The following is a 13087-nucleotide window of genomic DNA, read 5'->3' as shown; positions in this document are numbered from 1 at the left end:
GCATAATATGAGTATTAATAAAAATAACTTTATATTTAATATTACGCACACTATCGTTTTACATTAAATTCTCATTCTTCAATAAAAAAATCGTTTTTAAACCCAATAAGATATAATTTTTCTTTGGCTCGTGTAACTGCAGTATATAACCATCTCAAATACTCCTTATCGATACCGTTTGGTAAATATGGTTGTTCTATAAAAACAGTATTCCATTGCCCACCTTGAGATTTATGACAAGTTATAGCGTAAGAAAATTTAACTTGTAAGGCATTAAAATACTTATTCGCTTTTATCTTTAAAAACTTCTTATAATTACTGCTTTCATCCTCATAATCTTTTTGTATTTCTTGGTATAACCGATTAGATTCTTCATAAGGTAATGATGAGGTTTCGGCAGCGATAGTATCGAGTAACAATACGGTTTCAAAAGGTTTCATTTTTGGATAATCAACCATCCTAATCTTGACTTCTGCAAAACGAAAACCATACAACTCTTTGATGCTAAAAATTTCTAAAACCTCTATAATATCACCATTTGCTATAAAACCGGCTTCAGTTGTTGGTTTTATCCAAAAATAATTATTCTTAACGACCATTAAATAATCGCCTGTAGACAATTCATTTTCATTAAAAAGAATACGGCTTCGTATTTGTTGATTATAAAGATTAGCCCGCTTATTACTTCTTACTATCAAAGCCATTTCTTCATTACCAAGTGTACTATATGCATCATTTATAGCATCTATTATATCATGCCCATCTATAAGTCTTACAATATCTTTAAAGCCTATTAGGTTAAATTTAAAACTATCATAAAACCCACTAGATAATGTTTCTCTAAGCTCTGTTGCATTTACTAAGATACCAGAATCATGACTTTGCCGCATCACTTCGTCCAATTCCATTCTAGTTACAGATTTATCGTAATTAAGACTTAAAATATTTTCGTCTAAAGCTGGGCTTAACTCCATTTTAACAGGCGGTAATTGTGCTGTATCGCCTATTAATAATAATTTACAGTTCTGACCTGCGTAGACATACTGCATCAAATCATCTAATAATGATCCATTTTCGAACAACTTTGAATCTCCAGGAGTATCCGGTATCATAGAAGCTTCATCTATAATAAAAATGGTATTCTTATGTTTATTAGGTTGTAAAACAAATTTCACTCCGCCACCTTTGTCTTTCTTAGGGAAGTAAATCTTCTTATGTATAGTAAAGGCCTCTTTCCCAGAGTAATTAGATATAACTTTTGCCGCACGACCAGTTGGTGCCATTAAAACAGCATTCTTTTTAGCTTTCCATAAATTGTTAACAAAAGCTCCAATAATAGTTGTTTTTCCTGTACCAGCATACCCTTTTAGTAAATACACCCCTTGTTTATCGGGATCAAAAATAAATTCTGAAAGTTGCATGAGTAAAACATCTTGTTTTATTGTTGGTTTAAATGGAAATTGTTCTTTTATAATAGAATAAAATTCAGATTTAGTCATTAATGGCATTCGTTTTCAACTTTTATTCAAAGATATAAATGATTTTTACTCTCATTAGGTTTTAGCGAATAAAAAAAAATTGTAGATTTGCCATGGATCATTAATTAAATTTAATAAATTACTATGATAACATTTATTTTTATTGCAGTTACTGTAATACTACTTACTATTGGGTTAGTTAGGCTTATTGACAAGTTTATCCCTGCAAAATTAAAACCTTTTTTAACCATAGCTCTTTGGTTATTAATCGCTTTTCTAGGATACAAAACTTTTATGTCGGTATATAATCCAATTTTATTTAAACAAGTTAAAGAAAAACGCTATGTTAAAGTTATAGAAAAACTAGTTGATATTAGAGATGCACAACTAGCTTATAGAGAAATTAATGGGGAATACACCAACAATTTTGATAGTTTAATTCGTTTTATAGAAAATGGGAAATATACTATTACAGAAAGAAGAGATTCTTCTGTTTTAGATGTAGAAAAGACAAAACTATATAACGGCATAGAATATAATAAAGAAATAACTATAATAGATACCCTAGGTTATGTTGGAGTTAAAGATTCTTTATTTAAATCCTCTACAAGATATAAGACAATGCGATATGTACCGTTTGCCAAAGACGCTAAATTTGAATTTACAATGAACACTGGTGAATTAGGAGATGATGATGATGATAAGCTTCCTGTATTTGAAGTTTTTGTTCTTAAAAAAGATGTTTTACACGATCAAGAGGAAGATTATATTGCCGAAGAAAATCAGGCTTTTTCAGTAGATGAAATAAATGGAGATGCCATACGAGTAGGTTCATTGGAAGAAGTTAAAACTAATGGTAATTGGCCAAAACTTTATGACACAAAAAAAGATAAAAAATAATCTTACTCAAGATTTATCTAATTTAGAACTGTCCATTCAACTTGGTTTGAATGGACTTTCTTTTTGTATTCTAAACTCTATTACGAATACAATTACTAATTTAAAGTATTTTTCTTTTAAAAAGAAACAAACGCCTTTTGAACTTTTAGAGCGCTTAAAACAGGTTCTAGAGGCCGAAATGGTATTAAAATCGACTTATAGAAAAGTCAGCATTATACACGTTAATGAATTATCTACACTAGTCCCAAAAGCGTTGTTTGATAAAAACGTAATTGCTGATTATTTAAAGTTAAATGCCAAAATATTAAAAACAGATTTCATTACGTTTGACACTATTTCAATTAACGATACTGTAAATGTTTACATCCCATATATAAACATAAATAACTATATTTATGAAACTTTTGGAGATTTCACATATAAGCACTTTTCAAGTATTCTAATAGAACAAGTTTTAAATATAGAAAAGCATGCGAGTACAGCTAAACTATATGTAAATGTATTTGAAACACATTTTGAAATAGTAGCTTTAGAAAAAGGAAATCTCCTGCTTTATAATACTTTTATTTACAATACACCTGAAGATTTTATTTACTATATCTTATTTACAATAGAACAATTACACTTTAACCCTGAAACTATTTCGTTAATCTTTTTAGGACACATAGATAAAGAAAATATTTTATATAGCATTGTTTATAAATACATTAGAAATGTATCTTTTGGTAATCGATTCGATACCTACAACTATATTAAAAAACCCCAAAAAAACCATTCAAATTTTACACTCATAAAAAGCTTATAAATGCGCATAGTTTCAGGAAAATACAAAGGTAGAAGAATCACAGCTCCAAAAAAACTCCCCGTTCGCCCAACTACAGATATGGCCAAAGAATCCCTATTTAATATTTTAAACAATCTTTACTATTTTGATGAGATATCCGTTTTAGATTTGTTTGCAGGAACAGGTAATATTAGTTATGAGTTTGCCTCTCGAGGTACTGAGCAAATAACGTCTGTAGATCAAAATTTTGGCTGTATAAAATTTATAGAAAAAACAGCCGATAGTTTTGAAATGCCGATTCAAACTGTAAAAAGTGATGTTTTTAAATTCCTCGAAAAAACAAGTCTAAAAACATCCATTATTTTTGCCGATCCACCTTATGCCTTTTCGGTAGAACTATTTTCTAAAATTCCGTTACTCGTTTTTAAAAATGATTTACTCGAAGAAAATGGTTTATTAATAGTAGAGCACCCTAAACACACCAAACTATCGCATCTCCCTCATTACAGCTACTCTAAAAGTTATGGCGGGAATCAATTTAGTTTTTTTGAAAAACAAAACAATTAATAATTCTCTCTTTTTTAAGAATAGACACTAGGATCATTATCGGCTTTTAATTGTATTTTAAACTATAAAAGCCAAACTGAATATTAAAATAGTTAAAAAGCTCTTCATTTAATTTAAATACAAGATAAGGAAACGTATAACCAACAAAAAAAAGACTGCCTTTTTAGACAGCCTCCTTTTATTCAATCTTATTTATTAATAAGTGAAATATCAATTTTATAATCCGTATTTCTCTCTCAAAGCTTTAGCCTTAGTAGAATCATCGATAGCATTATAAATATTCATTAAGGTTCTTGCAACATTAATATTATTTTCTGTCACACTTAAAACTACTTCTAAATGAGGTATAGCACTTTGGTATATTTCTATACGTTGTTCTTTTAATTCATCATAACGTTTGTTGTCTTTTGCAGAACTTCCAAGGCCGTTCATCTCTTCAATCATAGCAGCTTCTTTTTCCAATATTAATGCTGCTAAATTTGTTCGTGCATTTACATATTCAGGATCTATTGCTATTGCTTTCTCATAGTATAGCATTGCCTCCTTACTATTTCCCGCCTCAGCAGATAACACTCCTAAATTAAATAACAAATCTTTATTATTAGGATCTTTAGTTGTCGCCTCTTTTATTAATGCGGCATAAGCTTCTCTATTCCCTAGTTTAAATTGCGTATTTGCCTCTGTAATAATAAGTGCTGTATCGTTAGGATTTACAACTCTAGCTTCTTTTATAGCAGCTAATGCTTTATCATTTTCACCTTGACTAAGGTAAATTAAAGCAATATTCTTTGTTATTTCTGCTGTTTTGGATTCTGTTTGTCTTTCCCCTGGAGAGATATGCGTTTTTAACTTATTAACATAAAGATCTCTTGTCGCTTTATCTAAAATTTCTTCCTTTCCACTATCCTTATTAACCGCATAATACTGTGTTTCAACACCGGTATACCCTAAATCTTTTAATTTCAAATAATGCGTTAATGCTAAATCGTAATTTTGAGCACTTATAGCACTTACTGCTGCATAATAAAGATAGGATTGATCATCTGCTACATTATATAAATTAGCAAAAGCTAAAGCAGCTTCATCAAATTTATTTATCTTATACAGGTCATTAGCCTTAGTTAATAAATCATTTTGCATTAATTGTTTTAACTCTGAAACGTCACTCGTATAGATCCCGCTTGGTATTAATTTCAAGCTTTCAACAGCTACCATAACATCTTCATTAGTACCTGCTCCATTTGCAAAAAAAGCCTTCCCTTTATTAAGGTAGTACTTTGCCTTCATTTTCTTATCCATAGAACCAAGCATAGATTCTAATTTAGTCACATTTACTTTAGCTTCAGCATAGTTATTATTTCTAACTGCTTTTTCTAGTGTTTTTAACTCTTTCCTTTGTCCAAAAGACGATAAGGTCACTATTAACGCCAAAGCTAAAATTATTTGTTTTTTCATTGTTTTTGTTTTTGTGTCCCTCTTAATTAACAGGGAGATTTAATTCATTAATTATTATTAGTTTATTCATCTTCGTTAGTAGCAAGAGTCGTGCCACTGCTTGTTTCTGTTATATCTGTGCTTTCTTCACCTTCCATCTCAGCTTCCATTTCTTCATCGTCTTCATGCATTACTTTCGCTACAGCTGCAATCGAGTCCTTTCCTTTAAGGTTTATTAATTTTACCCCTTGCGTTGCTCTTCCCATTACTCTTAGATCTGCTACAGCTAACCTTATAGCGACACCAGATTTATTAATAATCATTAGATCATCATCATCAGTTACATTCTTAATAGACACTAAGTTACCTGTTTTTTCTGTAATAGAGATCGTTTTTACTCCTTTTCCACCACGATTAGTTATACGGTAGTCCTCTAGACTCGATCGTTTACCATATCCGTTTTCAGACACAACTAGTACATTACTCTCCATATCATCAACAGCAATCATTCCAATAACTTCATCTTTTTCATGCTGTAATGTAATCCCACGAACACCAGATGCGCCACGTCCCATTGGTCGTGTTTTCGCTTCTTCAAAACGAATAGCTTTACCTGATTTTAAGGCCAACATTACTTGACTATTTCCTGTCGTTAATTTAGCTTCTAACAACACATCATCTTCCTTAATTGTAATAGCATTAATACCATTAGTTCTTGGTCTAGAATATTGCTCTAAAGATGTTTTCTTTACTTGGCCATTTTTGGTTGCCATAATAACATATTGGCTATTAATGTAATCTTCATCTTTTAAATCTTGAGTACAAATAAAAGCCATCACTTTATCATCTTGCTCAATATTAATCAAATTCTGTATTGCTCTACCTTTAGACGTTTTACTACCTTCTGGTATTTCATAAACACGCATCCAAAAACACTTCCCTTTTTGAGTAAAAAATAGCATATATTGATGATTTGTCCCAACAAATAAATGTTCTAAGAAATCCTCATTACGAGTTGTAGATGCCTTTTGTCCAACACCGCCTCTATGCTGTGTTTTATATTCTGTAAGAGAGGTACGTTTAATGTAACCTGCATGAGAAATAGTAATAACCACTTTCTCATCTGGAATCATATCTTCAATACTTAAATCTCCTCCAGCATATTCAATATTAGAACGACGTGCATCACCATATTTATCTTTTACAACATTAAGCTCGTCTTTAATGATTTGCATACGACGTTCTTTTTTATCCAGAATGTCTTTCAAATCAATTATCGTCTTCATTATCTCCTCATACTCCGCACGTAACTTATCTTGTTCCAGTCCTGTTAATTGACGCAAACGCATCTCTACTATCGCTTTCGCCTGTATTTCAGACAACTTAAAGCGTTCGATTAAATTAGTCCGTGCTTGATCGGCATTAGAAGAAGCTCTAATTATTTTAATAACTTCATCTATATTATCTGAAGCTATAATTAACCCTTCTAGTATATGTGCTCTTTCTTCTGCTTTACGCAATTCGTATGTTGTTCGTCTTACAACAACTTCATGCCTATGCTCTACAAAATGATAAATCAGTTCTTTTAAATTTAACAACTCTGGGCGTCCATTAACTAACGCAATATTATTAACACTAAAAGAAGATTGTAAAGCCGTATATTTAAATAATTTATTTAATACGATATTTGGAATGGCGTCTCGTTTTAAAACATAAACAATACGCATCCCATTTCTATCGGACTCATCTCTAATAGTAGAAATGCCTTCTAATTTCTTATCATTTATCAAGTCTGCAGTCTTTTTAATCATATCTGCTTTATTAACTTGATAAGGGATCTCTTCTACAATAATACACTCACGACCATTAACCTCCTCGATATTGGCCTTACCGCGCATTACAATGCGCCCTCGTCCAGTATGAAATGCTTCTTTTACACCATCGTAACCATAAATAATCCCACCTGTTGGAAAATCGGGTGCTTTAATATGCTGTATCAACTCATCAATTTCAATAGCGTTATTATCGATATAAGCAATTGTACCGTTTACAACTTCTGTTAAATTATGCGGCGGCATGTTTGTTGCCATACCTACAGCAATACCAGAGGCTCCATTAACTAAAAGCCCAGGGATACGCGTTGGAAGTACTGTTGGTTCTTCTAAAGTATCATCAAAGTTTAACTTATGATCTACGGTCTCTTTGTCTATATCTGCCAGCATATCTTCCGATATTTTACGCATACGTGCTTCTGTATAACGCATTGCTGCTGGACTATCACCATCTATAGAACCAAAGTTCCCTTGCCCATCTACTAACATATAGCGCAAACTCCATTCTTGAGCCATACGCACCATTGCATCGTAAACCGAACTATCACCATGTGGGTGATACTTTCCTAAAACCTCTCCAACTATTCTAGCAGACTTCTTATGCGCACTACTAGCTCTAACACCTAACTCATGCATACCATAAAGTACACGTCTATGAACAGGCTTTAAACCATCTCTCACATCTGGAAGTGCACGTGACACAATGACTGACATTGAATAATCAATGTAAGCCGATTTCATTTCATCTTCAATATTAATGGGGATAAGTTTTTCTCCTTCTGCCATATATAATATAATTAAGTTTTTATCAGTATTTCAAAAACGTGCTAATATAACGATTCCATTAGTCATAGCAGCGTTTAAACATTACTTTTTAAGAGTTTTTATTAACAATTTAAAACACTTATTCATCAAGGCAGTTATCTGTCAAAATATTTTCTTTTATAAAGTTTTTTTTGTCTCTTAGCTGAATTCATATTATTTAAGGAATAGTTTTTGCGATTGGTAATATGATTTAGTAATTTTAATCCTGAAACGATAATAAACATATGGATGATAATTTTTCACCAAGAGTTAAAGATGTAATTGCTTATAGTAAAGAAGAAGCTTTACGCTTAGGTCATGACTTTATTGGAACCGAACACTTAATGCTTGGTTTATTAAGAGATGGTAATGGAAAAGCTATTAATATATTAAATGCTTTAGATATAGATTTAAATCATTTAAGACGCAAAGTTGAAATATTAAGCCCCGCTAACCCCAATATAACGATAACTTCAAACGAAAAAAAGAACTTACATTTAACTAGACAAGCAGAGCGTGCTTTGAAAACTACTTTTTTAGAAGCCAAACTATTTCAGAGCTCATCTATCAATACCGCACATTTACTCTTGTGTATTTTAAGAAACGAAAACGACCCTACGACTAAACTTTTAAACAAGTTAAAAGTAGATTACGACAATGTAAAAGAACAATTTAAGTCTATGATTACAAGCGACGATAGTTTTATAGAACCCAAAGCAGAATCATTTCAAGATGATCACTCGACTCCTAATGAAGGTAATGAATCTAAAGATATTTTCAATACCCCTTCCAACAAAGGAAACAAAAAGTCTAAAACCCCCGTTTTAGATAATTTTGGACGAGATCTTACTGCAATGGCTGAAGAAGGAAAACTTGACCCTGTAGTAGGGCGAGAAAAAGAAATTGAACGCGTGTCTCAGATCCTGAGTAGACGTAAAAAGAACAACCCGCTTCTAATTGGGGAACCTGGTGTTGGTAAATCTGCCATCGCTGAAGGACTTGCCAATAGAATTGTTAAGCGTAAAGTCTCACGTATTTTATTTAATAAACGCGTTGTGACTTTAGATTTGGCAAGCTTAGTAGCTGGTACAAAGTACAGAGGTCAATTTGAAGAGCGCATGAAAGCTGTAATGAATGAACTCGAAAAAAATGACGATGTTATTTTATTTATAGATGAAATTCATACCATTGTAGGTGCTGGCGGTGCAACAGGAAGTTTAGATGCCTCCAACATGTTTAAACCAGCTCTAGCACGCGGAGAAATACAAGCTATAGGAGCAACTACTTTAGATGAATACAGACAATACATAGAAAAAGACGGCGCTTTAGAACGTCGTTTTCAAAAAGTAATTGTAGAACCCACTACGGTAGAAGAAACTATAGAAATACTAAATAACATAAAAAGTAAATACGAAGACCACCATAATGTAGAATACACAGACGAAGCCATTGAAGCTTGCGTTAAGTTAACCAATCGCTATATGACAGAGCGCTTTCTACCAGACAAAGCAATAGACGCCTTAGATGAAGCTGGTTCTCGCGTACATATTACAAATATTGATGTTCCTAAACAAATTATAGAATTAGAGAAAAAATTAGAAGACGTAAAGCTTACAAAAAACTCTGTAGTTAAGAAACAAAAATATGAAGAAGCAGCAAAGCTTAGAGATGATGAAAAACGCATAGAAAAAGAACTTGCAGTTGCCCAAGAAAAATGGGAAGAAGACACCAAATTACATAAAGAAGTTGTAACGGAAGACAATGTTGCCGATGTTGTTTCTATGATGACTGGTATTCCTGTGAATAGAATCGCACAAAAAGAAAGCAATAAATTAGCAGAATTACCACAATTAATACAAGGTAAAGTGATTGGCCAAGATGAGGCCGTTAGTAAAGTTGTAAAGGCTATTCAGCGTAATCGTGCTGGGCTTAAAGACCCTAACAAACCCATTGGCTCTTTTATATTTTTAGGACAAACAGGTGTAGGAAAAACACAATTAGCTAAAGTCTTATCTCGAGAGCTATTTGATAGTGAAGAATCGCTAGTAAGAATAGATATGAGTGAATATATGGAAAAATTTGCCATTTCTCGCTTAATTGGGGCCCCTCCAGGATACGTTGGTTACGAAGAAGGCGGACAATTAACAGAAAAGGTGAGACGCAAACCATACGCTGTTATTCTTTTAGATGAAATTGAAAAAGCGCATCCTGATGTTTTTAATATGCTACTTCAAGTATTAGATGATGGCTACCTAACAGACAGCTTAGGACGTAAAATAGACTTTAGAAATACCATAATAATTATGACTTCTAACATTGGTGCTCGTAAATTAAAAGACTTTGGTACAGGCATTGGCTTTGGTACAGCATCACAAAAATCGCAAGAAGATGCCAACGCAAGAGCAGTTATTCAAAACGCATTAAAGAAATCATTTGCGCCTGAGTTTTTAAACCGAATAGACGATGTTGTAGTATTTAATTCTTTAGAAAAAGACGACATACATAAAATTATAGACATTGAGCTTGACAAACTTTTATCGCGTATTAAAGATTTAGGATACATACTTAAGCTAACTAAAGCTGCAAAAGATTACATTGCAGACAAAGGCTTTGATAAGCAATACGGTGCGAGACCTTTAAAGCGCGCTATTCAAAAATATATTGAAGACGCCTTGGCTGAAGAAATAATAACGTCTCATGTTCAAGAAGGCGATAAAATTATTATGGACCTAAACAAAAAGAATAATGAAATAACTATTAAAATAGAAAAAGCAGAAAAACCTGCCGAATCATAAAAAAGCACCTTTAAAGAGGTATTACAAAAGTGTAATACCTCTTTAAAATATAACCATACATTATCCCCTACTAAATGTATAAAAAAATAAATCCCCCCTTTTCCTCTATAGAGATAACTAAAAATATCTTTTTTTTAACAAACAACAAAGGTATTTACAAGTGTACTCAAACCCCAATCTCAACAAGTCTGTTTCCATCCAATAGCTACAGAAACTTCGACAATAAATTGTATTTAAATTCTTATTCCCCTCTAATAATAAAATACAATTCTACAATAAAAGACCGCACAAGCCCGCCTTAATAAACCTAGAGCTCCATTTTTATTGAAAAGACAAAAACTTTTAATTCTATGACAATCATAATAGAAATACGTTTTTTTTGATCCATTCCAATACAAAACCGATAGAAGCTTTTTAAAATCACCGTCTTACAACCAAAACCAACCTCCTATGACTACTCAATTAAACCTCTCTTTTTGTTCTTTAAAAATATACAATAATATCGTTGTCGCCAAAATTAACGAAGGTACGTCATTAACTCAAAGACTAATAAATGAAATGGTAGACATAATCGTTCCTTATTTTCAAGGAAAGCCTTTTGTTTATATAACTCACAGAATACATTCTTATTCCGTAGACCCTACAGTATATTTATCGGTTTCAAAAATCAAAAATCTTAAAGGCTTTGCAGTCGTTTCAACCAACTATATGTCCATAAGCACAACACATATTGAAAAGATGTTTTTAAAAAAGCCTTTTGAAGTATTTTCTAAATTAGAAGACAGCTTTCTTTGGGCTAATAAGCTTTTAAAAAATGAATATAAAATGAATAAACGTTAAACAGCTGTTTAACGTTTATTACAAATCTTCATCTAAATACAGTAACAATAGCCAACACATATTAAACTTAAAATCAAAGCCTAACACCATAGCAAACACCTTCTTTAGCCCTCTTTTCACTTAGGCTATTTCAACAGCTTCTATAGTTAAATTTCTTATAAACGCGATTGAGTTTTCTATATCATTATGCATAACGCGATCTTCCTCTACGAAAGAAACATCCTTTCTATAAGACTGTAAAAAGGACTCAATAAACGCACTAGATTTTAAAGGTTTTCTAAATTGTAGTGCCTGCGATGCATTATATAGTTCTATTGCCAAAATACGTTCTACATTATCCACCAATGCATAAGCTTGAGTTGCTGCATTTGCGCCCATACTTACATGATCCTCCTGTCCATTACTAGACACAATACTATCAATACTAGCAGGCGTAGCCAACTGTTTATTAGCGCTTACAATACTTGCTGCTGTATATTGCGGAATCATAAATCCAGAATTTAAACCGGGATTATTAACCAAAAAGGCAGGCAAGCCTCTTAATCCTGAAATTAATTGAAAAACGCGACGTTCTGAAATATTCCCTATTTCTGCCATTGCGATTTTCAAATAATCGAGAGCAAGTGCTAAAGGCTGGCCATGAAAATTTCCTCCTGAAATAATTTCATCGTCCTTAGAAAAAATATTAGGATTATCGGTTACTGAATTTATTTCCGTTTTAAATGTCTTCAAAACAAAAGACAAGGTATCTTTTGTAGCACCATGCACTTGAGGAATACATCTGAAAGAATATGGATCTTGAACATGTTGTTTTGCCTGTTCAATAATTTCACTTCCTTCTAAAAACTCACGAATACGAGCGGCTGTTTTAAGCTGTCCGTTGTGGGGGCGCGCTAAATGTATCAACTCATTAAAAGGCTCTATTCTACCGTCGAAAGCATCTATAGAAATACTTCCTATTAAATCTGCTAAATAAGATAGCTTAAAACTTTTTAACAGCAAATATACCCCATAGGCACTCATAAACTGAGTTCCATTGAGTAAAGCCAGCCCTTCTTTAGATTTCAGTGTTATAGGCTCCCAATTAAATTCCTTTAATAGTTCTTCCCCAGAAATAACTGTGCCCTTATAATTCACTTCTCCTTTTCCTATTAACGGCAAAGATAAATGTGCTAGAGGCGCTAAATCTCCAGAAGCTCCTAAGGATCCTTTTGTGTAAACAACAGGCAGAATATCATTATTATAAAACGCTAGTAAACGTTCCACCGTTTTTAACTGGCATCCTGAGTGTCCATAACTTAACGATTGAATTTTAAACAATAGCATTAATTTAACAATAGCCTGAGGCACCTCTTCACCTGTACCACAAGCATGAGACATCATCAAATTCTCTTGAAGTTTGGTAAGGTTCTCCTTAGAAATTTTCACATTATACAAAGAGCCAAACCCTGTATTTATACCATAAATAGGACTATCTTCAGTCTTTAACTTTTTATCCAAATAATCACGACAATCACTAATACGACTTTTTGCATCTTCAGATAGCTGCAATTGCTTTTGTTCAGAAATAATGGTTTGAACTGTTGTTAGTTCTAAAATTTGATTTGATATATAATGTACAAGATTCATATAATAATATTAAAGTCCGCCAAA

The 13087-nt window shown here is 32.4% G+C and carries 9 protein-coding genes; 5 read left to right on the top strand and 4 right to left on the bottom strand.

Annotation, left to right across the window (positions count from 1 at the left end; genetic code table 11):
- Positions 1–71 precede the first annotated feature (71 nt).
- Positions 72–1499 (bottom strand): ATP-dependent DNA helicase, encoded by a 1428-nt coding sequence (locus AC2D8I_RS06870; protein WP_484705254.1) that lies wholly within the window; start codon positions 1497–1499, stop codon positions 72–74.
- Between the two features lie 123 nt (positions 1500–1622).
- Between AC2D8I_RS06870 and AC2D8I_RS06865 the strand changes: the two genes are divergently transcribed.
- From AC2D8I_RS06865 to AC2D8I_RS06855, 3 genes are read left to right on the top strand one after another with little or no spacing between them, the layout of a single operon-like run.
- Positions 1623–2378 carry a hypothetical protein gene (locus AC2D8I_RS06865; protein ID WP_484705253.1) on the top strand — a complete coding sequence of 252 codons (756 nt, stop codon included), beginning with the start codon at positions 1623–1625 and terminating at the stop codon, positions 2376–2378.
- Positions 2353–3183 carry a DUF3822 family protein gene (locus AC2D8I_RS06860; RefSeq protein ID WP_484705252.1) on the top strand — a complete coding sequence of 277 codons (831 nt, stop codon included), beginning with the start codon at positions 2353–2355 and terminating at the stop codon, positions 3181–3183. The genes AC2D8I_RS06865 and AC2D8I_RS06860 overlap by 26 nt, the downstream gene beginning before the upstream one ends.
- Positions 3184–3729, top strand: a complete 546-nt coding sequence (locus AC2D8I_RS06855) for an RsmD family RNA methyltransferase (protein ID WP_484705251.1) — start codon at positions 3184–3186, stop codon at positions 3727–3729.
- A gap of 216 nt (positions 3730–3945) precedes the next feature.
- Here the strand turns inward: AC2D8I_RS06855 and AC2D8I_RS06850 are convergent, their stop codons facing one another.
- Together AC2D8I_RS06850 and gyrA are read right to left on the bottom strand one after the other, a co-directional pair.
- Positions 3946–5184, bottom strand: coding sequence for a tetratricopeptide repeat protein (locus AC2D8I_RS06850; protein ID WP_484705250.1), 1239 nt, complete (start codon positions 5182–5184; stop codon positions 3946–3948).
- A 62-nt stretch (positions 5185–5246) separates the two neighbouring features.
- The gene (gene gyrA, locus AC2D8I_RS06845) at positions 5247–7781 is read right to left on the bottom strand and encodes a DNA gyrase subunit A (protein WP_484705249.1); all 2535 of its coding nucleotides are present in this window, start codon (positions 7779–7781) and stop codon (positions 5247–5249) included.
- Between the two features lie 263 nt (positions 7782–8044).
- On the opposite strand from gyrA, the gene AC2D8I_RS06840 reads away from it, so the two are divergent.
- Positions 8045–10594, top strand: coding sequence for an ATP-dependent Clp protease ATP-binding subunit (locus AC2D8I_RS06840; RefSeq protein WP_484705248.1), 2550 nt, complete (start codon positions 8045–8047; stop codon positions 10592–10594).
- Positions 10595–11044: 450 nt separating this feature from the next.
- On the top strand, positions 11045–11434 hold the full coding sequence (locus AC2D8I_RS06835; protein WP_484705247.1) for a hypothetical protein: 390 nt from the start codon (positions 11045–11047) through the stop codon (positions 11432–11434).
- A 120-nt stretch (positions 11435–11554) separates the two neighbouring features.
- Here the strand turns inward: AC2D8I_RS06835 and hutH are convergent, their stop codons facing one another.
- Positions 11555–13063 carry a histidine ammonia-lyase gene (gene hutH, locus AC2D8I_RS06830; protein ID WP_484705246.1) on the bottom strand — a complete coding sequence of 503 codons (1509 nt, stop codon included), beginning with the start codon at positions 13061–13063 and terminating at the stop codon, positions 11555–11557.
- Between the last annotated feature and the right edge of the window lie 24 nt (positions 13064–13087).

Source organism: Lacinutrix sp. YIN62 (assembly GCF_057219185.1).
This window is presented reverse-complemented; position numbering and strand designations above follow the sequence as displayed.